Raw genomic sequence first — 21,530 nt, forward strand, 5'->3', positions numbered from 1 at the left:
TAATATTATTACAAAAGTTAAAAATATTTGTATTTATGGGTTACGAGGATATTTCCTGGATTTCTTCGTATCCAACATCCATCACGGCGAAATTCTCTAGGTGGAGCGCAGGAAAGTCCGGTGTCCCGTTAACCGTGAGCATGTCCGTATCCCGGTCCATCCAGACGCCACTCACTAGCACCCGAATAGATGGAGCGCAAACGCCGATAGCACACGCATCTAAATCGCGAAATGCCATCGTAATGTATGTCGAGTCCTTGAGTTGATTGATAGCAAATCCAGCAACGGCACCTGCAACTGTGCCAAGTGGAGCTAAAGAGGAACCGCTTAACGCTGCAACTGCAAGCGTTCCCAGCACAGACGTGAGTACCGTCGTTGTGAGGTTACCGGGTACCTTCTCGTATTCGATTGATGCGCCCAGTTGCCGGTGCTGCTTACTGTTGGCGGCGGCGTCGCAGTCGGTTCCCTTCGGGCTGTCCTCGAAGTAGAGGCCGATGCGGTCGATGGAGTCCTTAGTACCAGCGGCGATCTCCTCGATGACGTCTTGCAGGATGCTTTTCGCTTGGATAGACGGCCCATCTGGGGCTGTATCCACGTCGGCCGTTTTGCGGAGTTCGTCCCAGACCTTCGAATCTTGGTCCTCAGATTTGGCGGTGGCATCCGTATTCGCGCTCTGCTTTTGCCCGTCGAAAATATTTGGTTCGACCTCGCTGAGGACATCCGCGGAAATGTCATACATCTCCGGGCTGACCTCTGTGAGAGAGTTTCCGTCTTCCGTCTGATCGGCTTCTGGGTCTGAGATCGAGATGATTGACCCGTCGATTTCGCCAGTATCGGGATTGCGAGCGATTGAAACAGCGTGTTTGATTCCGTTTTCGACTACAGTATCGACTTCAGCTTCGATGTTGGATTCTTCTTCAGGTGTTGCGCTCGCGAATCCGGGAAGAATTGCGGCGCCCGCTGCAACACCGGTCGTGCGCATGAACGTTCTGCGTGTCTGCTTGTCAGACATGCAATCGTCGCTTCGCCGCAGTTTAACTTGTGTATTTATAAATATAATTTACTAGTCTAAATTTGGAATGTAGTGGTATGAGGGCTACGTACGGCTCACGAGCAGTCCCACGACTGGAACGCGAGCATCGAGCGAACGGCCACTACCGCACTCGGTAGGCCGCTCGCTTCGCTCCAAGTGAGGAAAGAACGAGAACGCGCGTCAGTCGTCGTCGGCGGGCGGGACGTCGCTGGCGCGGTCCTGCTCGGAGAGCAGCGAGCCGGGGTCGACGTCGACGCTGCTGTGGCTGTCGGCGTAGTCGCGGGCGGCGACGTAGCTGGCGTAGACGACCGCCACGAGAAACACCGTGAACGGGAGCGCGAGAATCGGGGACAGCGCCTCGATGGCCTCGAAGCTCTCCAGCTCCAGCGCCATCATCCCGAAGCCAGCGAGCAGCGCGCCCCACCACGCGCGGTTCCGCGCGTTAGGGTTCTCGTCGCCGAGCGTGATGGCGGAAATCATAAACACCGCCGAGTCCAGCGACGTGATGATGTAGCCCGCGATGACGAGCACGAACAGCACCGCCAGCAGGGTTCCGTACGGCGTGATGTTCAGCGCGGTGGCGATGGCGGCGGGGATGCCGTTGGCCGCCCACGCCTCGCTGACGGGCGCGACGTACTCGGGGGAGAGCACCCAGCCGCCGATGATGAGGTGCTGGAGCCACGAGAGGAACGCCGGCGCGACGACGAGCACCACGAACATCTCGCGGATGGTGCGGCCCTTCGAGACGCGCGCGACGAAGCTCCCGACGAAGATGCTCCACGCCGCCCACCACGCCCACCAGAAGCCGGTCCAGTTGGCGGCCCAGTTGCCGGCGGACATCGGGTCGGTGTACAGCATCAGCCGCGTCATGTTGCCGAGCCAGACGCCCGTGGCGTCCAGCCCGAGTTCGAAGATGAACAGCGTCGGCCCGACGACCACCAACAGCGCCATCGCGGCGACGATGAACAGCATCGTCGCGCGGGCGGCGTTCCGGATGCCCTTGCGGAGGCCGAGCCAGACGTCGGTGAGGAACACCGCGCCGATGAGCGCGAAGATGCCGTACGTGAGGAAGTTCGCCTCCATCCCGAAGACGCCGCTGAGGATGGCGGCCATCGTCTGTGAGCTGAACCCCAGCGTGGTGGCGATGCCGCCGATGCTGGCGACGATGGCGGCGAGGTCGACCGCCCAGTGGAAGCCCGGATACGAATCGGCGTCGACGATGCCCGACAGCATCGAGGACACCTTGTACTCGCCGACGCCCTGCGTGTAGACGATGATGCCGAACGCGAGCGCGACCGGGAGGTACCACATCGCCAGCCCGGGGAACGCCTCGTGGACGAACATGAACGCCAGCGCCAGCGACTCGATGGACGCGCCCTCCACGGGATAGGGCTGGGGCGGCGGGTTCTGGACGATGGAGATGGGTTCGCCGACCCCCCAGATGAGGATGGACGCGCCGAACCCGACGGTGAACACCATCGAGAGCCACGAGAGCGTGTCGAACTCCGGTTCGGCGTCCGGGCCGCCGATGCGGAGGCGGCCGTACCGGGAGAACGTCACCCCGAACACGAGCAACAGCAACACGAACCCGAGCAGGATGAACCACCAGCCGAAGTACGTCAGCACCCAGTCGAAGGCGCCGTTCAGCGCGGTGCTGAGCGCGCTCGGGCGCGCGAACCCGAACGCCGCGAGCGCGACCATCGCGGTCATCGTCACGCCGAACAGCGCGCGCTCGGGCCACGTCGCCCCGTCGAGGCCGAGGACGTACCAGAGCCGACTGGTCATCGGTGTGCTGTGCCGTTCGCGGGCTCGGTTTCGCGGCTATCGTGTGCGCGACGGCGAGTGCTGTCGCTCGGTCGTCGTAGCACGGTTCCGTACATCTTGCCCAATCTGAGCGCGGTTTCACGCAAAAGGCCGTCGTCTCGGCGTTTACCGGCGAGTGTGGCCGTCATCCGAACGGACGGGCCGCGCGGAACCGTGAGCTTGTAAGCTAGCCCACCGCTAAAGGGGTGGGCTTTCAGCGTGGACTCCCGCTCTGGCCGACACTGTCGGCAGGAGGTTCATACTCTCCGTTCGCGTTCAACGTCCCGCTGTTCAGGGCGATGCCTACGGATGCCCCTCCACCGTCTCCAGTTTGGTTCCGGCGGAGATACCGCAAACCGATGTTCTTCGCCGCATTGTAGTCAGAGTGATTCTCATAGCCACACTTCAGACACTCGAACGATTCACTCTCACGGTTGTCCGGGTGCGTGAACCCGCACTCAGAGCAACGCCGTGACGTATTCTCCGGGGCAACCTGCTCTACGTTGATATCGTATTCTTCGGCTTTGTATTCGACGTATTCGTAGAGGCGGTTGAACGCCCACTTGTGTCCCCACGACGCACCAGTGCGTTCCCGAATGTCGGTTAAATCTTCAAATGCAATCACCGAACACTCGTGGTCACGGGCTTCAGCCATCAACTCGTTCGAAATGCGGTGGAGCGTCAGTTTGAACCGCCCTTCCTCTTTTCGACCGACTGCCTGCATATTCTCGTGTGCCCACCGCGTGCCGTGTTCCTGTAAGTCACCACGGCGTTTCTCGTATTCACGCCGCCAGTGGTCGAACTCGTCGCCAGTCCAGAACGTACCAGTCGAGGCAACTGCAAGATTATTCACGCCAAGGTCAACCCCGAGAACCGTTCCGTTCTCGGTGGCATCCTGTCCCGGCGTGTCAGGCTCCACGTCCTTCTTGCAGTGGGTGTGAAGCATCCAGTTGCCGTTCGTGTAATGCAGTTCTGCCCCGGTCGTTTCGTACTCGTCCGAGAAGAAGTATTCAGCGTGGGGCGTGTCTCGTTCCTCGTCGGGAAGCACGTAGTCGGGTTCAATCCGACCGTCAACTGTTGCCAGCGACACGTACTCGTCGTGGAACGTCGCAGTCCGGTGGTCGTAGACGAGATGTGGGCTAGTGAAGTGAGGTATCGACGCCTTCTTGCCTTGCTTCCACTTCTTGACCACGCTCTTGGCGGCGTCAGCGGCCTTGTTTCGCGCCGCTTGGACGTGATTGCTGTGCAACGGCGTCTTATCGCGCACGTCGTCGTAGGTGCCGTCGTGGAGCGTTGTCTTGCTCGTGGTGACGTATTCGCCCTCGAAAGCGTGGCGTGTCACGTAGTTGGCAGCCCACAGGAACTCGTCGACCGTGTCTTCGAGGAGTGTGGCGTCGTCACTGTCCACGTCGAGTTTCACGGGGACAGTACGCCGCTTCTCCATACATCATATGTGTGTTTGATAGTTCAAAGTGTTAGGGAGTCGACCCTGCCATTGTCGGTGGGTTGTTGCACGGAGCGAACGCGCTTCCTCCCACCCGTAAACAGGTAGGTTTCCGCGCTGTTACCGCTATGACCGAACGAGCGCGTTCGCGTAGAGGATGACTGGGCTGACGTCCCGTCCCGCGGGCTCGGTGCCGCGGCGGCTCTACGCGCTGGCCGCCGCGCTCTCGCTGTTCGTCGCCGTGGAGGTGCTGGTGGGGCTGTGGACCGACGAACTGGGGAGCGCGACCGTGCTGCCGTTCGCCGACGAGTTCACCGTCGGGGTGTTGACGATGGTGCCGTTCGTCGCGGGCATCGCGTACGCCGGGCGCTGGCTCTCCGGGAGCGCCGTCGAGCCGGCGCGCCACCGCCGCGTCTGGCTGTGGACGGTCGCCGGCGTCGCGGCCTCGCTGGCCGTGAACGTCGCGCTGATAGCGGCGCTCCCCGCGGAGTCGCTGCTGGTGACGGTGGCGTGGCTTCGGTGGGCGTGCGCCGTCGGCGCTGGCGTCGGGGTCGCCATCGGCGTGACGGAGGCGCAGGCGATTCAGCGAGCGATGGACGCCGAACGCAGCGCCGTCCGCGCCGAACACCTCGAAACCCAGCGGGACCTCCTGGACTACCTCAACAGCCTGCTGCGCCACGAGGTGTTGAACGCGACGAACGTCATCTCGGGGTACGCCGAACTCCTGGCGGACGAACACGACGCGGGGTCGCCCGGCCGGGAGTACAGCCGCGCGATACGCCGCAAGAGCGAAGAGGTGACCGAGGTCGTCGGCGACGTCCGCGTCCTCCTCGAAGCGACGAAAGAACGCACCGACTTCGAGCGCGTGGACGTCGCCGAAGTCGTCCGCGAGGAGGCCGGGAAGCTCTCGGACCTCGACGCCGACGTGGTCGTCGAGACCGACCTCCCGGCGTCGGCACACGTCTACGCCGACGCGCTGCTCCCGCGCGTGTTCGGGAACGTGCTCGCGAACGCCGTCGAGCACAACGACAGCGACCCGCCCCACGTCTGGGTTCGCGGGCGCGTCGAGGACGGCGCGGTCACCATCGACGTCGAGGACGACGGGAGCGGCGTGCCCGAGCAGGAGGTCGAGACGCTGTTCGAGCGGCCGTCGCGCCGGGCCGCCGACCACGGCCTCGGCCTGTATCTGGTCGCGCGCCTCGTCGAGCACTACTGCGGGACCGTCGAACTCGTCGAGACCGGGCCGGAGGGCTCGACGTTCCGCGTCACGCTCCCCCGAGAGCAGTCCGAGGAGGCCACCGCGTCACCGTTCGTCAGCCCGTCCGCCGAGCAGTCCCGCACCGACGACTTGGCCGCCGACGGGGCCGGTCAGTAGTACCACGGGTAGTCCGAGAAGTCGGGGTCGCGGCCCTCCATGAACGCCTCCCGTCCCTCCTCGGCTTCCTCGGTCATGTAGCCGAGGCGGGTGGCTTCGCCCGCGAACACCTGCTGGTCGACGAGGCCGTCGTCGGCCATGTTGAACGCGTACTTCAGCATCCGCATCGCCGTCGGGGACTTCGACGCCATCTCGTCGGCCCACTCCAGCGCGACATCCTCCAGTTCGTCGTGGGGGACGACCTCGTTGACCATCCCCATGTCCTCGGCTTCCTCGGCGTCGTAGGTCTTCCCGCGGAAGAAAATCTCGCGGGCCTTCTTCTGCCCGACCTGCTTGGCGAGGTACGCCGACCCGAAGCCCGCGTCGAAGGAGGCGACGTCGGGGTCCGTCTGGAGGAACTTCGCGTGCTCGTCGCTGGCCAGCGTCATGTCGCAGACGACGTGCAGGGAGTGCCCGCCGCCGACCGCCCACCCGGGGACGACCGCGACCACGGGCTTGGGCATGAACCGAATCGCGCGCTGGACTTCCAGAATGTGGAGGCGGCCGGCCTTCGCCTTCTGAACCGTCTCGTCCTCCTCGGTGGCGGCCTCGTCGTCGCCGCGGTACTCGTAGCCGGACTCGCCGCGCACCGACTGGTCGCCGCCCGAGCAGAACGCCCAGCCGCCGTCCTTCTCGCTCGGGCCGTTCCCCGTGAGGAGCACACAGCCGACGTCCGTCTGTCGTTTCGCGTGGTCGAGCGCCTCGTGGAGCTCGTCCACGGTGCCCGGCCGGAACGCGTTCCGGACCTCGGGGCGGTCGAACGCGATGCGGACCGCGTCGACGTCCGTCCCGCGGTGGTAGGTGATGTCCTCGAAGTCGCAGTCCGCGACTTCCTCCCAGCGGTCGGGGTCGAAGATGTCCGAGACCATGCCCGAGAACGGGCGCGGCCGGCGCAAAAAGGTTCCTTACTCGGCGGCCTCGTCGGGTTCGGCGCGCTCGTCAGATTCGACGGGACCGTCGACCACGCCCTCGGGGATGATTGTGGGCGGGGACGCGTCGAAGGGGCCGTCCTCGTCGGTCACCCACAGTGTGAGGTAGACGACGCAGGCCGCGACGACTGCGGTCGGGAACTGGAGCGTGAACACGCCGTAGACGACGGTCGCGCCCATCGTCACGGCGGCGACAGTCTCGCGGTTCGTGCCGCCCGCGTACAGGAGGACGGCGACGACTGCGAACCCGAGCGCGACGGCGAGGCCGACGACGATTTCGTTGGCGATAGCGCCGACGTACAGCAGCCCCAGCACGCCGGCGAGGGCGGCCAGAATCGCGAGCTGCGTCGTGGTGGAGGGCATCGAACCGACGTGTCGGGGCGAGTCCCTTAGTCGTTGAGGTCTCGTTCGACGGCGGTCGCGAGGCGCTCGCGCTCGCGGTGGCTGGCCTCGCTGTCCGTCACCACCTCCACGACCTGCGTGCCCTCGCTCTCGACGGACTCCCGGTAGGCGTCCCGGAAGCCGTCCAGCGTCTCCACGCGCGCGAACTCGAAGTCGTAGACGTCGCCCGTGGGCTCGAAGTCGAGGCCGTGGGGCGTCTTGAACTGGCTCGTGAACGGCGGGTCGAACTCCTCGATGGGGAGCATGTGGAAGATGCCGCCGCCGTCGTTGTTCACGACGACGATGGTCGCGTCCACGTCGCAGCGGTCGAGCGCGAGCAGGCCGTTGCCGTCGTGGTAGTACGCGAGGTCGCCCGTGACCACGACCAGCGGGTCGTCGGTGGCGCTCCCCGCGCCCAACCCCGTGGAGGTGATGCCGTCGATGCCCGACGCGCCGCGATTCCCGAGCACGGTCAACTCGGCGCTACGCGGCCGCGCGAACCGGTCGAGGTCGCGGACCGGCATGCTGTTCGACACCATCACAGTCGCGGGGTCGGGGGCGTCGTCGGCGGCCGCGGCGACCACGTCGCCTTCCAGCAACGCGTCGCGCTCGACGGCGTCGATGGCGTTCCAGTAGTCGGCTTCGACTGCCGCAACGCGCTCGCTCCACTCGCCAGCCGGCCGGTCCACGCGCTCGGCGAGCGCGCGCGCCGTCTCCGTGGGGTCCGCGACCACGAGGTCCGACGCCGTGAACGTGGCCTCGCGCCACCCGCCCGCGGGGTCGACGAGGAACTGGCGGGCGCCGCCGTCCCGGAGGTAGTTCCGCAGGGGCTTCGAGGTCGGCGACGCGCCGAACCGCACGACGACGTCCGGCTCCGGGAGCGGGGCGTCGTCCGCGGCGAGGAAGCCGTCGTAGCCGCCGACGACGCGGGAGTCGGAGACGTGCTCGCCGAACCGAATCCCCGAGAGCGGGTCCGCGAACACCGGGAAGCCGGTCGCGTCCGCCAGCGCCGCGGCGGCCGCTGCCGTCAAGCCGTGGGCGTCGTCCGGGCCGGCGACGACGAGCCCGCGGTCCGCGGATTCGACGGTATCCGCGAGCGCGTCCAGCGTCGCGTCGTCGGGCGCCGCGGGGTTCTGGTGGACGGAGACGAAGGGGCCGTCCCGGCCCTCGGCTGCGAGCGAGTGGTCGTCCGCGAAGTCCGCGGGCACGTCGCCCGGCACCTCCACGGGTTCGAGAGGTTTCTTGAAGGGGACGTTGAGGTGGACGGGGCCGGGGTTCGCGCCGGTCGTCTCCCCGAGTGCGCGGCAGACCGCGGTCCGCAGCGAGCAGAGCTTCCGAGCGTCGGCCTCGGGTTCGGGGAGTTCGCGGAAGTGACGCACCGCGTCCCCGTAGAGTTTCGTCTGGTCGACGGTCTGGTTCGCGCCCGAGTCCCGGAGTTCCGGCGGGCGGTCCGCCGTGAGGACGAGCAGCGGGACGCGCGCTTGATTGGCCTCCATCACCGCGGGGTGGAAGTTCGCCGTCGCGGTGCCGGAGGTGGAGACGACGGGCGTCGGCTTTCCGGTGCGCTTCGCGCGACCGAGCGCGAAGAATGCCGCCGAGCGCTCGTCGAGGTGCGAGAATATCTGGACGTCGTCGTGCTCGGCGAGCGCGACGGTTAGCGGCGTCGAGCGACTCCCCGGGCAGACGCAGGCGGCGTCCACGCTAGCGCGAACGAGTTCTTGCACTACGGCGCGCGCCCACAGCGTGTTCCGGTTCGGCGCGGTCATCTGCGGAGTTCGTCCAGAATCGGCTGGTACTTCAACTGGACCTCGTCCCACTCCTCGCTGGGGTCGCTGTCCGCGACGATGCCGTTGCCCGCGAACATCGTCACCGTTCGGTCGCGGGCGACCGCCGACCGCAGGCCGACCGCGAACGTGCCGTCGCCGTCCCCGTCGAACCAGCCGACCGGCGCCGCGTACCAGCCGCGGTCGAACGTCTCGGTCTCCCGGATCACGTCCAGCGCGGCGTCCGGCGGCAGCCCCCCGACCGCCGGCGTCGGATGCAGGGCTTCGGCGACGTCGAGGACGTGCGCGTCCTCGCTCACGTCCGCGGTAATCGGCGTGTTCAGGTGCTGGATGTTCGAGAGCTTGCGGACGCCGCGCTCGCCCACCGAGACCTCGCCGAACGCGTCGAGCTGGGCGGCGATGGTGTCGGTGACGAGGCGCTGCTCGTGGCGAATCTTCTCGCTGTCGCGGAGGCGCGCCGCGAGTTCGGCGTCCTCCTCGGGCGTATCGCCGCGGCCGACTGACCCCGCGAGCGCGACCGTCTGCACGCTGTCGTCGTCGAGGGTCACGAGGCGCTCGGGGGTCGCGCCGAGGAACGCGGCGTCGCCGGTCGGCTCCACGAGGAACCGGAAACACGACGGGTACGACTGCCGCAGCCGCTCCAGCAGGTCGCGGGGGTCGAGGTCGTCCGCGAGGTCCGCGCGCAGCGCGGTCGCGAGCACGACCTTCCGCAGGTCGCCGGCGTCGATGCGCTCGACGGCGCGCTCGACCTGCTCGCGCCACGCGGCCTCGTCGCTGGTGGTCGTCGTCGATTCGACGCCCGGGCGCGGGCCGCTGGGCTGCATCGCCGGCAGCGCCTCGATTTCCTCGCGGGCGTCGTCGAGCGCGGCCTCGACGGCCTCGGGGTCGATGTCCTCGCCCGCTCGCGTGACCGTCAGCCACGTCTCGTCACCCGCGCTCGCCAACTGGACTTCCGGCAGCACGAACTGCGCGGCGGGGAAGCCGGCCCACGTTCCCTCGGGCGCGTGGTCGTCGTGGAACGCGAACCCGCCCAGCAGCCGCGGCCGCGAGACCTCGGGGCCGTCGTGGTCGGTGTCGTCGAACAGCGCAGTCGCCCACTCGCGGACTGCCCCGAAGCGGTCGGCGCCCGAGGCCGTCACCGTCGCCGCGTCGCCGACCCCGGACAGTTCGAGGCCGTCCGGGTCCGCCCAGTGGATGCGGGGCGCGTCCCGGGCCGCCAGGAACGCCCGATAGGAGACGTCGGCCACCCGGCAGCTCCTGCTCACGACCGCCCCGCGGGCGGCCGCTTCGCCGGACAGAGAACTCATTGTCGGAGGTTCAGGACGCTGCGACTAATAGCCTGTTCCTTCGGCGCCGACGGCCGCTAGCTGTACCGGTCTTCGGCCCACGGGTCGGCGGTGTTCGAGTAGCCGCGCTTCTCCCAGTAGCCGCGCTCGGGCTCGGTGAGGAACTCCACGCCGTCCACCCACTTCGCGCCCTTGTAGGCGTACTTGTGGGGAGTGACGACGCGCAGCGGGCCGCCGTGCTCGCGGGGGAGGTCCTCGCCGTCGAACTCCCACGTGAACAGGACTTCCTCGCGCATACAGTCTTCGAGCGGGAGGTTCGTCGTGTAGCCGTCCAGCGCGTGGAACATCACCGTCGTCACGTCCTCGCGGACGCCCGCCAGCTCTGTGAGGTGCGGGAACGTGACGCCCGTGAACTCGCAGTCGAGCTTCGACCAGCCGGTGACGCAGTGGAAGTCCTGTCGCTGCGTGACGCTCTCCAAGTCCCGGAACTCCTCGTAGGAGAAGGATAGCTCGTCGTCGACGGCGCCCGTGACGGTGAACGTCCAGTCTTCGCGGTCCCACTTCGGCGTCCCGCCCTTCGACAGCACGGGGAACTTCGACGTCTCGCGCTGGCTGGGCGGCAGCCGGTCGTCGCCGAACTCCTCGTAGAGGTCCGTGACGTCCTCGACACTCATGGACCGCAGTAGGGGCCGCGCCCACGTATTCCTACCGACTCGGGGTCGCGTCGCCGGTTTCGAGAATCGAAGGCGTCGCGGGCTCAGCCCGGAAAACCCTCCCGAATCCGCCCCCCGTCAGGCTTAAGAACGGTGGCGGCGAAGCCCCGCCCAGAACGATGCCCCAGATCGAAGTCAACATCCCGGACCAGATAGAGATGCAGATTGCACAGCTCGTCGAACAGGGGGAGTTCGTCAGCCGCGAGGAGGCCGTCGAGCAGCTGCTGTCGTCGGGCATCCGCGCGTACAAGACCAGCGGCCCCTCCGAGGAAGAGGAGGGCGCCGGCCTCGAGAGCGAGGGCGGCATGATGGGCCACGAGGACGAGTACGTCTTCTGAACGGACCGCGGGCGGCCGGCGCGCCCGCTCTCCACCGTCGCCGCGAGCGGCGTGGTACGGTATCGCAGACAACGCTTAAACGCCCGAATTTCCTACTGTAACCAAGCATGCACAAGGACGAGCTCCTCGACCTCCACGAGCAGATGGTGCAGATCAAAGACCAGTTCCTCGAATTCGACAACGTCGACGACGACGCCTTCCGGGCGTACGAGGAGCTCGAAGTCGAGCCCTCCCACGTCCACAAGTCCAAGAGCGAGCACAAACACGCCGTGTTCCTGCTCGGGAACGCGCTCGCGGCGGCGATGAGCGAGGACGAGTTCTCGAACGCCGGCCGACTCAGCAAGCGGATGAAGGAGCTCGCCGACGACGCCTCCAGCAAGCTGTAGCGGTTCTTCTTCGGATTCGTCGCCGTCAGACGCGCGCAGGCCGCTCGTCCGCCCGGAAAGTCTTATACGCGCTCCTTGCCTTCCAGTGGGTATGCAGGCACACACGGTCGAGCGGGTGGAGTCTTGGGACTCCCGACCGTTCTCGGGTGGATTCCGCGAGCTACACGAGCTCGCGGACCGGGAGTTCTCGGGAGCGGTCGTCGCCGACGACACCTGGCTGTTCATGTTGAACGGCCGCGTCGTCGGCGTCTACGAGGGTGACGTCGAGGAGTTCGGGGACGCCTCCGGGACGGTCTACGAGGCCCCCCACCCCAGTCTCGCGCTGCTGTTCTCGATGCAGGAGTGCGGCGGCGACACGCAGGCGAAGTACTACACGAACGACACGCCGCTGTCGGAGGCCGCCGACACCCTGAAGAACGCGAACTTCACGGGCTACATCGAGCTCTCCGAGAACGTCCTCTCCGGGGACTACTACGTCGTCTACTACGGCGGCCGGTCGATGAGCGCGGCGTTCGTCGGCGCCAGCGAGGAGCTCGTCACCGGGGACGAGGCCTTCGACCTCGCGGACGACGAGGTCGGCGTCTACGAGGTCAAGAAGTCCCCCGTGAACGTCACCGAACTCCCCGAGCCGGAGGGCGAGCCGGCCGGTGCGGCGGGCGGTGCGCCGAGCGGCGACGACTCGGAGCCGGAGCCGGAGGAGTCGGCGACCGACGACGAGCAATCCCGAACCCAGTCGAGTGACGCGGAAAGCGAGACTGCCGGCGAGTCCGCGGCAGACCCGACCGCGGCTCGGAGTACCGAGTCACCGCCAGCCGACGACGGCGACGACGCCGGTGCGACGCCGGCGGCGCGCGCGGACGAGACTGAGCCGGAGCCGACGGGAACGTCCGAGGACACCAGCGCGGCGTCCGAGGAGCAGGCACGAGCGCGGTCGGCGGACCCGGACGCGGGCGGCGACGAGCCGACCGACGCCGCGGTCGCGGCTGCGCGCGCCGGCAGCGAGCAGGGCGTCTTCGACCAGGAGGAGGCGTGGCGCAACGCCCGCTCGGTGCCCACTATCGACCCCGAGAAGAGCGAGTCCACCGACGGCGGCGCGACGCGTTCGAAGTCCGCGGAGAGCGCGAGCGCGGAGCGCGCCAAGCAGTCGCAGTCGTCCGCGAAGTCCGCGTCGAGCAGCGCCTCGAAGAGCACGGGCGGGAAGTCCCGTTCGACCGTCGAGAAGCTCAAGCGCGCGGTCAAGCAGCGCGACGCGAAACTGGAGGAGGCCGCCGAGCGCATCGACAGCCTCGAGTCCGAGCGCTCGGAGCTCCGCGAGCGCGTGGAGACGCTGGAGGCCGAACGCGACGACTTACAGGCGCGCGCTGACGACCTCGAAGCCCGACTGGAGGAGGCCGCCGCGGCCGGCGGCGAAGAAGCAGCGTCGGCGACCGACCTCGCGCCCGCGGCGGCGCTGTCGGACACGAACCTCTTCGTGCGGTACGACTCGAAGGGGAAGCCGACGCTGGACGACCTCGGCCCCGACACCGACCTCGAAGCGGTGAACCAGAACCTCCGCATCGACCACCACACGCAGTTCGAGGCGGCGGAGGCGACCGTCGACGGCGAGGACTACGAGTCGTTCCTCGAAGCGTCGGCGGCCTACCGGTTCGTCTCGTGGGCGGTCCGGGAGCTTCCCTTCGAGATCCGAGACGCTGGCCACACGGACGGGCTCGCGGACATCTACGAGGCGCTGCCCGAGGTCGACCGCGCGGAACTGGACGGCACGGTCGCCGTCGACACCGAGGACGGCGCGACCTCGCGGACGTTCGACGTGGTGCTGCGCGACCGGATGGGCGACCCGCTGGTCGTCGCGGAGCTGAACGCCGAGCGCGAGCCCGTCACTGGCGAGGAGATGGGCGCGCTCATCGAAGACGCGACCGCGGTCCGCGAGGGCGCCGACGGACTCAGCGCGGCGATGTACGTCACCGCGTCGTTCTTCGAGCCCGCCGCACTCGAGACGGCGAGCGAGGAGACGGGCGGCGGCGGCTTCCTCAGCCGCAACGACAAGAAGAGCTTCGTGAAGGTGGGGCGGAAATCCGGCTACCACCTCTGTCTAATCGAGGACCGCAACGACGCGTTCCACTTGACCGTCCCAGAGCTGTAGACGGGACGAGTTACTCGGCTTCGGCGGCGGCGTCGATTTTCATCGCTTCCATCTTGTCGACGAGGTCGTCGACTTTGCCGTCGAGATCGTCGACGAACTCGCTGGTGCGTTCGGTCGTGATCGCTCCCTGCGAGGACGGCTCGATGAGGTTCTCCTCCTCGAGGACGCGCAGCGAGTACCGGACCTTGTGGTGGGGGTAGCCGGTCTCGTTGGACATCTTCACGATACCGATGGGTTCGTTCTCGATGACCATGCGGAGGACCTGCAGATGGCGCTCCAGCATATCGACTTCCTTCTCAAGCCGGTCTATCATGGCATTTGTTAACTTGTCTTGGCGGGGGTTTAAAGGTTGTCGTAGGGCGCGGGCGAGAAAGCGACAGTATTTGTTTGCGATTGACAACAGTTAACGCTTGCGTCCGGCACTGTTAGCGCCCCGACAATGGTCGTACGTCCAACATTCCCGCAATTAGTTCGTTCTAGTATGCGCGCTCGTGCACACATCGGGCGGCGAGACCGTAACCGGTTTGACGACGCTGGTGGAAGCCACGGGTATGACCGTCACCATCGTCGGGTCGCAACTCGGCGACGAAGGCAAAGGCGGCGTCGTCGACTTGTTCGGCGACGCGGCTGACGTCGTCGTCCGGTACCAGGGCGGAGACAACGCCGGCCACACCGTCGTCGTCGGCGGCGACGAGTACAAGCTCTCCTTGGTCCCCTCGGGGGCCGTCCGCGGGAAGACCGGCGTCCTCGGGAACGGCTGCGTCGTCAACCCCGAGACGCTGTTCGAGGAGATCGACGCGCTCCGCGAGCGCGGCCTCGACCCTGACGTCCGGGTCGCCCGCCGCGCCCACGTCATCCTCCCGTACCACCGCGTCCTCGACGGCATCGAGGAGGAAGTCAAGTCCGACTCCGACCTCGACGCCGGCACGACGGGCCGCGGCATCGGCCCCACGTACGAGGACAAGGCCGGCCGCCGCGGCGTCCGCATCGGCGACCTGCTGGACCCCGACGTGCTCCGCGAGCGACTGGAGTACGCCGTCCCACAGAAGCGCGCGCTCTACGAGGACGTCTACGGCGGCGACGCCGGCGAGGAGTTCGACGTCGACGCGCTGTTTGAGCAGTACCGCGCGTTCGGCGAGCGGATCGCCGAGGAGGGCATGGACGTCAACGCCGGCGACTACCTCGCCGACCGCATCAGCGACGGCGACAGCGTGATGCTGGAGGGCGCGCAGGGCACCAGCCTCGACATCGACCACGGCGTCTACCCCTACGTCACGTCCTCGAACCCGACCGCGGGCTACGCCGCCACCGGCACCGGTCTCGGCCCCACGACAGTCGGGCAGGGCGAGGTCGTCGGCGTCGTGAAGGCGTACCTCTCCCGCGTCGGCACCGGCCCGCTCCCGACCGAACTCACGGGCGACGACGAGGACCTCGCGGAGTACATCCGCGAGGAGGGTGGCGAGTACGGCACCGTCACCGGGCGGCCGCGCCGCGTCGGCTGGCTCGACCTCCCGATGCTGCGCCACGCCGCGCGCGCCAACGGCTTCACCGGCCTCGCCATCAACCACCTCGACGTGCTCGCTGGCCTCGACGAAGTGAAGGTCGGTCACGCTTACGAGCTAGACGGCGAGACCATCTACTCGATGCCCGCGACGACCGAGCGCTGGGGCGACTGCGAGCCCGTCTTCGAGACGTTCGACGGTTGGCCGGAGTTCGACCCCGCGGAAGTCGCCGCCGAAGGCTACGACGCGCTCCCCGCCGAAGCCCGCGAGTACGTCGAGTACGTCGAGGACGAACTCGACACCGCCGCCTACGCGCTCGGCGTCGGTCCCGGCCGCGAGGAGACCGTCGTCCAGCAGAACCCCTTCGAGCAGTAAGCGCCCGCCAACCCGCACGCTTTTTGTCCGCGCCCCCGTCGGTCCAGCCATGAAAGAAGACCTCGTGGACATCACCTGCTGCCCGCTGGACAAACACGACCTCGACCTCGACGTCGAGGAGCGCGAGGGCGACGAGATTCTCTCCGGGACGCTGACCTGCACGGAGTGCGGGGAGACGTACCCCATCGAGGACGGCATCCCGAACCTCCTGCCGCCGGACATGCGCGAAGAAGCTCCGGCATAACGCTCGCGAAGCTTTTTCTTCCCCCGCGACAATCCATCTGTCGTGCCCGAACGGCTGTCCGTCCACCTCAACCGCGACAACCCACGCGACCTCCAGCCGGAAGCAGCATCGCTGGAGACGGACCGGTCGTTCGTCCTCGTCTTCGAGAACCACGGCGGCCCCATCCACGTCCACCTGCGCCTCGACGACGCGCTCGCGGCGGTCGCGGAGCCCGCGGCGACGCAAGTGTACGTCGACGAAGGGCAGACGCGCGGCGTCGAAGTCGCGATTCCGTCCGACCACCCGCCGACGAAGGGCTACGTCGAACTCTCGACGGGCTACGGCGCCGAGCAGGCGCGCGTGAACGTCACCGTCACCGCCGAGCGCAAGGACGGCGGCCCGGACGTCGCCGTCGACGACTCCCTCGCCGAGAAGTCCGGGCCCGACGACGACGGGGAGTCGGTCGCGCTCGCGGACGTCGCGCTCCCGACCGCCGCGGCGGCCGCCGTCGTCGTGGTCGCCGCCGCGCTGACCGTCTCGATTTCTGACTCGATCGCGATGCTGGTCGGCGTGCTCGCGCTCCTCGGCGGCGTCGGGGTCGCTGGCTACATGTTACGGGCGTAGCCGTCGTCGCTCCGCGGTCCCCGGGACGCGACGTGTGAGCACCTACGTCTGCTCCCAGTATGCTTTTGCCAGCCGGCGGCGAGTCGGTCACGTATGCGGTCTCCGCGAAAACTAGCGGCCACCGCCTGCGTGGCCCTCCTCCTCGTCACCGCCGGGTGCAGTGGCGTGACGAATCCCAGCACCACGGCCAGTCCCACAGACACGTCACCGAACGACGGCGTCGTGCAGTACCCGCCGGGCGTCGCCGACAACGGCACGCTCACGGACGCCGACGCGCTCATGAACGCGCACCTCGAAGCGACCGCCAACCAGTCGCTGGTGTTCACCGACGAGCGCGACTACCCGGACAAAGAGACCACCCGAACCTTCGCTCGCGGGTCGAGCGCGCGCGGAACGGCAGCCACACCCTGACCGAATCATATCAGCTGAGCGACCGCGATATCCTGGTGTCCCACGGCTTCCTCCGCCACGAGAGCGACGACGGGACGTCGTTCTTCGTCGAACAGAACGCGAGCGCCATCGACCCGTGGCTGACCGACGGACCGTACGCCGTGGAGAACGACCTCGTGTCCCTGTTCGTCTTCGGGAACTACAGCGTCGACGGTACCGTCGAGCGGGACGGCCGGACGCTCGTCGAACTCACCGCCGAATCGGCTGCCTCGAACGAGGACACCGCCCCCGCCTACGAGAGTCGCGTCCTCATCACGTCCGAGGGCGTCGTCTACGAGGCGGAGTCGTCGTTCAGCCGAGAGGTGGGCGACGGGCGGGAGTACCGGAACGTCTCGCTCTCGCTCGACACGGACGCGGAGTGGACGATGCCGCCGTCGTGGGTCGGGGACCTCTCTCATCTCTCGGCGTCGGTAGTCGAGGACGGGCGCGCTCGAACTCCGGAACACCGGCGGGGCGACGCTGCCCGCGAACGCGACGTTCACCGTCTCTGCCGCGGATTCGTCCCGCGAAACGCCGACTGACCTCGACGAGTCGAGCGCCGACGCGTTCGGGAACATTACCACGAGCGCGGCACTCGAACCCGGCGAGGCAGTCTACGTGACCGCCGACGCGAACGCGTCGTCGTTTACGCTCCGCGACGAGTCCGCCCGGGGGGAGTACGCGTTCGTCGCCGCGAAACTCACCGGCGAGAGCGAGAACACCACGTACACGCTGGTGGCGGAACTCGGAGAAGACTGAGAACGGGGGAATCGGGTCGCGGGCGCTACTCGTGGTCCTCGGGGTACGTCGGCGTCCCCGAGAGCCCGTGTTCGTCCATGCGCTTCGCGCGCAGGAACCGGGCGCGGTAGCGGTTCGCGCCCTCGTAGACGTCCGCCTCCCGAATCTCGTCCGTGCGGCCGTCCGCGACGGCGTCGATGATGTCCTCGACCTGTTCTTTCTCGGCGGGGGTCAGCTCGAAGGTGTACTCCCGGGACTCCTCGCGTTCGAGCGTCGTGAACTTCCGCGCGGCGGCGATGAACAGCGAGCACGGCTCCCGACACGGGAACTCGCCGTCGCCGCGCGGCACGTCCAGTTCCTCCTCGTCGCTGGCATCCCACTCGCGGCGCTTCAGGCACTGCGAGTCCACGCAGCAGGCTTCGGTGGCCCACTCCAGCGCCTCGTCGTCGAGCTGTTCGACGATTTCGTAGATGCCGGACTGCCGGTCGGCGACCTCGTCCCAGTGGTCGACGTCGAGGTCGCCCTCGCGCTCGCGGTGCCAGTTCGACACCGTCGCCGGGTAGACGTAGTCAACAGTCTGCACGAGGTCCGAGCCGTCGAGGTCGACGAACGCCCAGCCGTGCGGGAGCGACGGCGCCGTCGAGAGCGGTCGGTACCGGCCCTCGTCGTCGTGCTTGACGAGGTGGCGGGCTTCCAGCGGGTCCGTGTAGGCGTCCACGTCCTCGCCGACGTCGTCCTCGTGGCGGACCTCGTATCGCCGGCTGCCGCCCTCGCTGAGGACTGTGGTGATGGAGAGTTCGCCCCACGAGCGCGTGTGGCCGCCGCGGAGTTCGTCGTAGCGCTCGGGGACGGAGAGGTCGTCGGCGCCTTCCAGCCACCGCAGGAACGCGCGCCGGGGCGTGTCGCGGCCCTCGACGACGTGCTCCCAGTAGTACCAGTTCGTGGCGTAGGGGTCGTCGGCGCGCTCCCGCAGGGCGTCCTCGCCGGCCGTCACCTGCTCGTCGGGCGTCTCCCAGCGGTAGCCGCCGTCCGCGGGCTCGACGACGAGGCCGTCGAAGTCGATGCCGTCGTCGGCGTGCTCGACGAGCGCCGCTTCGACGTCGTCGAGCGCGTCGGCTGCGCTCATCGGTTCAGTCCCCCGCGCTCGCGGCGCCGTCGTTCTCGGTTCGCTGGCGAACGCGCTCGATGGCGTCCGCGAGGTCGGCGCCCGCGTCGTCGGCGCGCTCGAGGATAACGTCCGCGACCAGCGGCTCGGTGCCGACGGCGCCCGAGTACCAGATGCGGTGACCGTCGACCTCGCTGGGCACGTCGTAGCCCTTCCGGTAGTCGTCGGTCAGCCCCATGTCCTCGGGGATGTCCTCCTGCGTGTGGAAGCCGTCGGCGACGAACAGCGGGACGACGACGATATCCTCGGCCTCGAAGAAGTCGGTGACGTCGTCCACCTCGGGGTCCTCGTCCATGAAGACCGCCTTCACCTCCTCGAAGCGTCCGGTGTCGCGGATGCGGTCGGCGTGGTAGTGGATGGCCTTCGCGGAGTTCTCGTTGCGCTCGGTGCCGTGCCCGACGACCGCGAGCCCGAAGCCCTCGCCGACGTCGGGGTCGTCGGTGATGGTCTTCGCGCGCTCGACGATGACGTCGCTCATCGAGTCGTGGGTGCCGACGGGCCCGCAGTAGTGGACGGTCTTGTCGACGTCCTCGGCCTGCACGGTGACGTGGTCGGCGTCCGTGCCGTCCGAGTCCCAGTCCTCGGGGTCCCAGGCTGAGAGGCGGAGTTCGCGGGGGATGACCTGCTCGGTGAAGTAGCCCTCGGAGATGAACAGCGGGACGACGAACACCTCCTCGGATTCCAGCGTCCGCAGCACTTCCCGGAACGACGGTTCCTCCTTCCAGAACGCCTCCCGGACCTCGTCGAAGGCGCCCGTCGCGCGGATGGTGTCCGCGTGCGAGAACGCCGGGTCCGACGAACCCGGATTGAGGTGCGAACCGTGACCGACGATGACCAGCGCTTGCATGCCCGAACGTAGGGAATATCCCTCCTTAGTGGCTTCGCAAGCGGCGGCCCAGACGCACAGTAGCGGACAAATTCGCCCCTTTTATCGTGTAGCAGGAGAATCACGTCGTATCCATGGGGCGACAGGCGTCGCTGGCGGTCGTCGTCACTGTCCTCCTCGCCACGAGCGGCTGCATCGGCCTCGGCGTCCTCGCGGACGACGCGGAGTCGCCGCCGAGCGTCGACGTCGCCCAGCGGTACGACTCCCTCGACGCCCTCGAAGCGACGCGCGTGACCACCGTCGACTCCGGGAACGCGACCAACGTAACGCGCTCGCTCGTCCGCGTTGACCTCTCGGGCGACCGGCACAGACGCTACGAGCGCGTCCTCTCGCCCGCGTCACGCGCCGGCGACGTGGCGGTCCTCGACGCGTCCGGAATGGTCCTGTACGACGCCGACGAGAACACGGTGACGCACGCCCCGCGAACCGCCGGATTCGGCGAGAACTGGTCGGCGTACCTCCAGCGCGTGGTCTCGGCGGCACGCGACGGCGGCGACGTGGCGGAGCCGTCTGACGGCGTCTCGCCGCTCCCCGTCGTCCCGACGACCGGGAGCGGGCCGTCGATTCCCGAGGACGCCATCGAGGGCTTCGAGGTGGAGTACCTCGGGACGCGAACGGTGGACGGCCGGACCGCCCACGGCTTCGAGCTGACCGCGGTCTCGGAAGCGACGCTGACAATCGACCAGACGCTGTGGCTGGACAGCCAGTACTACTACCCCCTGCAGACCAGCCACCGCTTCGACTACGGGAACCGGACTATCGAGACGCGGACCCGCCTGGAGAACGTCACGTTCGACCCCGACCTCCCCAGCGGCGCCTTCGACTTCGACGTCCCCGAAAACGCGACCGTGACGGAGACGAACGCCTCCACGCAGTCGTTCAACTCCGCCAACGCGCTCGCGGAGCGCGTCAACTTCACCGTCCCCGAGCCCGAGGCGCCCGCGGGATACGAGTTCGAGGAGGCGCGCTACGTCGGCGGGAACGTGACGCAGGCCAGTCTCCAGTACGTCACGGCGGACGGCGAGCAACTCACCGTCACCAAGACGACCGCCGGGCCGGACGCACGCGGGTTCGCGTCCGGGGAGAACGTCACCGTCGCGGGGCGGACCGGGCAGTACGTCACGACGCCGCGAGCGGCGTTCGTCTCGTGGTCCTGCGGAGACACCCACTACGCCGTCGTCGCGACCGACCTCGACAAGGAGACGCTGCTGGCGGTCGCCGACTCCGCGGGCTGCGAGTAGCTACGACGGGCGCCGGTACAGCGAGTACGCGATACACAGCAAGCCCGCCAGCTGGAGCATCCGGACGACCAGCCTGAACGGTGCTTCGAGGCTCGCGTCGAGGACACCGTACCGGAGCATCGCGGAGCCGACGAACGTCGCGGTGTACGTCACGGCGGTCAACAGGACGAGGCCCGCCGAGAGGTACTGCATCGCCGTGCTCTGGTGGCGCCGGAACCCCCGGTAGGCGTGGTAGCCGATGAACAGGCCGACGGCGGTCGCGGCGAACGACGCGGCGACGTTGACGACGTAGAGTGCGTTCATTACAGTCCCTCCCACATTCTCGTGAAGCGGTCGGCGACGTCCTCGGACTCGCACTCGACCTCGGTGGTGAACTCGCCGTCCTCGAGTTCGAGCGCGAACCGGCGGAACGTCGCCCGGTAGACCCGGTGGTGGTTGCCGTCCGACCGGACGTTGATAGATTCTTCGAGCAGGTCGTGGTCGGTCAAGTCGTCGATTCGCCGATACACTGTCGCGGTCGACGCGTCACAGGCCTCGCTCAGTTGGCTCGCGGACATGGGTTCCGTACTCGCCGCTGCGAGGATGGCGCGGGCGTGCTCGTCGTCGAGTAACGAGAGCACCGACGTCGGGTCGCTGTCCTCGCTCACGGCGCGTCGTACTCGCCACGGTGGTTTAAAATGGTGGAGTGCTCGC

At 67.7% G+C, this 21,530-nt stretch carries 24 protein-coding genes; 11 read left to right on the forward strand and 13 right to left on the reverse strand.

What is annotated here, in order from left to right:
* Positions 1-40: 40 nt before the first annotated feature.
* From ABSL23_RS11230 to ABSL23_RS11240, 3 genes are all read right to left on the reverse strand, one after another.
* Entirely contained in the window at positions 41-1,012 is a 972-nt protein-coding gene (locus tag ABSL23_RS11230) for a hypothetical protein (RefSeq protein WP_353633819.1), read from the reverse strand.
* A gap of 201 nt (positions 1,013-1,213) precedes the next feature.
* Complete coding sequence (locus ABSL23_RS11235; protein ID WP_353633820.1) at positions 1,214-2,818, reverse strand: BCCT family transporter; 1,605 nt, start codon at positions 2,816-2,818, stop codon at positions 1,214-1,216.
* 232 nt (positions 2,819-3,050) lie between these two features.
* Positions 3,051-4,280: a transposase gene (locus tag ABSL23_RS11240; RefSeq protein WP_353633821.1), complete on the reverse strand. Its 1,230-nt coding sequence runs from the start codon at positions 4,278-4,280 to the stop codon at positions 3,051-3,053.
* 157 nt (positions 4,281-4,437) lie between these two features.
* Between ABSL23_RS11240 and ABSL23_RS11245 the strand changes: the two genes are divergently transcribed.
* The gene (locus ABSL23_RS11245; protein ID WP_353633822.1) at positions 4,438-5,655 is read left to right on the forward strand and encodes a HAMP domain-containing sensor histidine kinase; all 1,218 of its coding nucleotides are present in this window, start codon (positions 4,438-4,440) and stop codon (positions 5,653-5,655) included.
* Here the strand turns inward: ABSL23_RS11245 and ABSL23_RS11250 are convergent.
* The 5 genes from ABSL23_RS11250 to ABSL23_RS11270 are packed head-to-tail and all read right to left on the reverse strand — an operon-like array spanning position 5,649 to position 10,748.
* Positions 5,649-6,563, reverse strand: coding sequence for a 1,4-dihydroxy-2-naphthoyl-CoA synthase (locus ABSL23_RS11250; RefSeq protein ID WP_353633823.1), 915 nt, complete (start codon positions 6,561-6,563; stop codon positions 5,649-5,651). The two genes, ABSL23_RS11245 and ABSL23_RS11250, sit on opposite strands and share 7 nt — an antisense overlap.
* Before the next feature lie 36 nt (positions 6,564-6,599).
* Positions 6,600-6,986 (reverse strand): hypothetical protein, encoded by a 387-nt coding sequence (locus ABSL23_RS11255; RefSeq protein ID WP_353633824.1) that lies wholly within the window; start codon positions 6,984-6,986, stop codon positions 6,600-6,602.
* A gap of 26 nt (positions 6,987-7,012) precedes the next feature.
* Positions 7,013-8,770, reverse strand: coding sequence for a 2-succinyl-5-enolpyruvyl-6-hydroxy-3-cyclohexene-1-carboxylic-acid synthase (gene menD / locus ABSL23_RS11260; RefSeq protein WP_353633825.1), 1,758 nt, complete (start codon positions 8,768-8,770; stop codon positions 7,013-7,015).
* Complete coding sequence (locus ABSL23_RS11265) at positions 8,767-10,095, reverse strand: isochorismate synthase (protein ID WP_353633826.1); 1,329 nt, start codon at positions 10,093-10,095, stop codon at positions 8,767-8,769. Before ABSL23_RS11265 ends, menD begins: the two co-directional genes overlap by 4 nt.
* A 56-nt stretch (positions 10,096-10,151) precedes the next feature.
* The gene (locus tag ABSL23_RS11270) at positions 10,152-10,748 is read right to left on the reverse strand and encodes a sulfite oxidase-like oxidoreductase (RefSeq protein WP_353633827.1); all 597 of its coding nucleotides are present in this window, start codon (positions 10,746-10,748) and stop codon (positions 10,152-10,154) included.
* Positions 10,749-10,906: 158 nt separating this feature from the next.
* On the opposite strand from ABSL23_RS11270, the gene ABSL23_RS11275 reads away from it, so the two are divergent.
* The 3 genes from ABSL23_RS11275 (at position 10,907) to ABSL23_RS11285 (ending at position 13,654) form a co-directional block, all read left to right on the forward strand.
* Positions 10,907-11,125: a hypothetical protein gene (locus tag ABSL23_RS11275; RefSeq protein ID WP_059056697.1), complete on the forward strand. Its 219-nt coding sequence runs from the start codon at positions 10,907-10,909 to the stop codon at positions 11,123-11,125.
* A 107-nt stretch (positions 11,126-11,232) separates the two neighbouring features.
* On the forward strand, positions 11,233-11,511 hold the full coding sequence (locus ABSL23_RS11280) for a UPF0058 family protein (protein ID WP_353633828.1): 279 nt from the start codon (positions 11,233-11,235) through the stop codon (positions 11,509-11,511).
* A 91-nt stretch (positions 11,512-11,602) separates the two neighbouring features.
* On the forward strand, positions 11,603-13,654 hold the full coding sequence (locus ABSL23_RS11285) for a hypothetical protein (protein ID WP_353633829.1): 2,052 nt from the start codon (positions 11,603-11,605) through the stop codon (positions 13,652-13,654).
* 10 nt (positions 13,655-13,664) lie between these two features.
* On the opposite strand, the gene ABSL23_RS11290 is transcribed toward ABSL23_RS11285, so the two are convergent.
* The gene (locus ABSL23_RS11290; RefSeq protein WP_059056700.1) at positions 13,665-13,967 is read right to left on the reverse strand and encodes a hypothetical protein; all 303 of its coding nucleotides are present in this window, start codon (positions 13,965-13,967) and stop codon (positions 13,665-13,667) included.
* Positions 13,968-14,205: 238 nt separating this feature from the next.
* Between ABSL23_RS11290 and ABSL23_RS11295 the strand changes: the two genes are divergently transcribed.
* The 6 genes from ABSL23_RS11295 to ABSL23_RS11320 all read left to right on the forward strand — a co-directional run bounded on the left by ABSL23_RS11295 (position 14,206) and on the right by ABSL23_RS11320 (position 17,566).
* Complete coding sequence (locus ABSL23_RS11295) at positions 14,206-15,531, forward strand: adenylosuccinate synthase (RefSeq protein WP_059056701.1); 1,326 nt, start codon at positions 14,206-14,208, stop codon at positions 15,529-15,531.
* 49 nt (positions 15,532-15,580) lie between these two features.
* Entirely contained in the window at positions 15,581-15,775 is a 195-nt protein-coding gene (locus ABSL23_RS11300) for a methytransferase partner Trm112 (RefSeq protein WP_089649724.1), read from the forward strand.
* A 42-nt stretch (positions 15,776-15,817) separates the two neighbouring features.
* Entirely contained in the window at positions 15,818-16,378 is a 561-nt protein-coding gene (locus ABSL23_RS11305; RefSeq protein ID WP_089650156.1) for a hypothetical protein, read from the forward strand.
* 93 nt (positions 16,379-16,471) lie between these two features.
* Positions 16,472-16,789 (forward strand): hypothetical protein, encoded by a 318-nt coding sequence (locus tag ABSL23_RS11310; protein WP_059056704.1) that lies wholly within the window; start codon positions 16,472-16,474, stop codon positions 16,787-16,789.
* A 35-nt stretch (positions 16,790-16,824) separates the two neighbouring features.
* The gene (locus ABSL23_RS11315) at positions 16,825-17,349 is read left to right on the forward strand and encodes a hypothetical protein (RefSeq protein ID WP_353633830.1); all 525 of its coding nucleotides are present in this window, start codon (positions 16,825-16,827) and stop codon (positions 17,347-17,349) included.
* A 76-nt stretch (positions 17,350-17,425) separates the two neighbouring features.
* Positions 17,426-17,566, forward strand: a complete 141-nt coding sequence (locus ABSL23_RS11320) for a hypothetical protein (RefSeq protein WP_353633831.1) — start codon at positions 17,426-17,428, stop codon at positions 17,564-17,566.
* A 25-nt stretch (positions 17,567-17,591) separates the two neighbouring features.
* On the opposite strand, the gene ABSL23_RS11325 is transcribed toward ABSL23_RS11320, so the two are convergent.
* Together ABSL23_RS11325 and ABSL23_RS11330 are read right to left on the reverse strand one after the other, a co-directional pair.
* A complete protein-coding gene (locus ABSL23_RS11325) occupies positions 17,592-18,671 on the reverse strand; it encodes a DR2241 family protein (RefSeq protein WP_353633832.1) in 1,080 nt (359 codons plus the stop codon).
* A 4-nt stretch (positions 18,672-18,675) separates the two neighbouring features.
* The gene (locus tag ABSL23_RS11330) at positions 18,676-19,557 is read right to left on the reverse strand and encodes a CbiX/SirB N-terminal domain-containing protein (protein ID WP_353633833.1); all 882 of its coding nucleotides are present in this window, start codon (positions 19,555-19,557) and stop codon (positions 18,676-18,678) included.
* A 113-nt stretch (positions 19,558-19,670) separates the two neighbouring features.
* Between ABSL23_RS11330 and ABSL23_RS11335 the strand changes: the two genes are divergently transcribed.
* Complete coding sequence (locus ABSL23_RS11335; protein WP_353633834.1) at positions 19,671-20,837, forward strand: hypothetical protein; 1,167 nt, start codon at positions 19,671-19,673, stop codon at positions 20,835-20,837.
* Here the strand turns inward: ABSL23_RS11335 and ABSL23_RS11340 are convergent, their stop codons facing one another.
* Positions 20,838-21,140: a hypothetical protein gene (locus tag ABSL23_RS11340; protein WP_059056709.1), complete on the reverse strand. Its 303-nt coding sequence runs from the start codon at positions 21,138-21,140 to the stop codon at positions 20,838-20,840.
* The gene (locus tag ABSL23_RS11345) at positions 21,140-21,484 is read right to left on the reverse strand and encodes a winged helix-turn-helix domain-containing protein (protein ID WP_059056710.1); all 345 of its coding nucleotides are present in this window, start codon (positions 21,482-21,484) and stop codon (positions 21,140-21,142) included. Before ABSL23_RS11345 ends, ABSL23_RS11340 begins: the two co-directional genes overlap by 1 nt.
* Positions 21,485-21,530: the final 46 nt, after the last annotated feature.

This window comes from Halobacterium sp. NMX12-1, assembly GCF_040435975.1.
GTDB lineage: Archaea > Halobacteriota > Halobacteria > Halobacteriales > Halobacteriaceae > Halobacterium > Halobacterium hubeiense.

Bases quoted from the DNA above. Each gene is read 5' to 3' on its own strand.
- ABSL23_RS11270 (WP_353633827.1), bottom strand. From the start codon at position 10,748: ATGAGTGTCGAGGACGTCACGGACCTCTACGAGGAGTTCGGCGACGAC.
- ABSL23_RS11290 (WP_059056700.1), bottom strand. From the start codon at position 13,967: ATGATAGACCGGCTTGAGAAGGAAGTCGATATGCTGGAGCGCCATCTG.
- ABSL23_RS11310 (WP_059056704.1), top strand. From the start codon at position 16,472: ATGCGGTCTCCGCGAAAACTAGCGGCCACCGCCTGCGTGGCCCTCCTC.
- ABSL23_RS11280 (WP_353633828.1), top strand. From the start codon at position 11,233: ATGCACAAGGACGAGCTCCTCGACCTCCACGAGCAGATGGTGCAGATC.
- menD (WP_353633825.1), bottom strand. From the start codon at position 8,770: ATGACCGCGCCGAACCGGAACACGCTGTGGGCGCGCGCCGTAGTGCAA.
- ABSL23_RS11245 (WP_353633822.1), top strand. From the start codon at position 4,438: ATGACTGGGCTGACGTCCCGTCCCGCGGGCTCGGTGCCGCGGCGGCTC.
- ABSL23_RS11330 (WP_353633833.1), bottom strand. From the start codon at position 19,557: ATGCAAGCGCTGGTCATCGTCGGTCACGGTTCGCACCTCAATCCGGGT.
- ABSL23_RS11295 (WP_059056701.1), top strand. From the start codon at position 14,206: ATGACCGTCACCATCGTCGGGTCGCAACTCGGCGACGAAGGCAAAGGC.
- ABSL23_RS11285 (WP_353633829.1), top strand. From the start codon at position 11,603: ATGCAGGCACACACGGTCGAGCGGGTGGAGTCTTGGGACTCCCGACCG.
- ABSL23_RS11340 (WP_059056709.1), bottom strand. From the start codon at position 21,140: ATGAACGCACTCTACGTCGTCAACGTCGCCGCGTCGTTCGCCGCGACC.
- ABSL23_RS11235 (WP_353633820.1), bottom strand. From the start codon at position 2,818: ATGACCAGTCGGCTCTGGTACGTCCTCGGCCTCGACGGGGCGACGTGG.
- ABSL23_RS11300 (WP_089649724.1), top strand. From the start codon at position 15,581: ATGAAAGAAGACCTCGTGGACATCACCTGCTGCCCGCTGGACAAACAC.
- ABSL23_RS11230 (WP_353633819.1), bottom strand. From the start codon at position 1,012: ATGTCTGACAAGCAGACACGCAGAACGTTCATGCGCACGACCGGTGTT.
- ABSL23_RS11240 (WP_353633821.1), bottom strand. From the start codon at position 4,280: ATGGAGAAGCGGCGTACTGTCCCCGTGAAACTCGACGTGGACAGTGAC.
- ABSL23_RS11325 (WP_353633832.1), bottom strand. From the start codon at position 18,671: ATGAGCGCAGCCGACGCGCTCGACGACGTCGAAGCGGCGCTCGTCGAG.
- ABSL23_RS11255 (WP_353633824.1), bottom strand. From the start codon at position 6,986: ATGCCCTCCACCACGACGCAGCTCGCGATTCTGGCCGCCCTCGCCGGC.
- ABSL23_RS11250 (WP_353633823.1), bottom strand. From the start codon at position 6,563: ATGGTCTCGGACATCTTCGACCCCGACCGCTGGGAGGAAGTCGCGGAC.
- ABSL23_RS11335 (WP_353633834.1), top strand. From the start codon at position 19,671: ATGGGGCGACAGGCGTCGCTGGCGGTCGTCGTCACTGTCCTCCTCGCC.
- ABSL23_RS11275 (WP_059056697.1), top strand. From the start codon at position 10,907: ATGCCCCAGATCGAAGTCAACATCCCGGACCAGATAGAGATGCAGATT.
- ABSL23_RS11265 (WP_353633826.1), bottom strand. From the start codon at position 10,095: ATGAGTTCTCTGTCCGGCGAAGCGGCCGCCCGCGGGGCGGTCGTGAGC.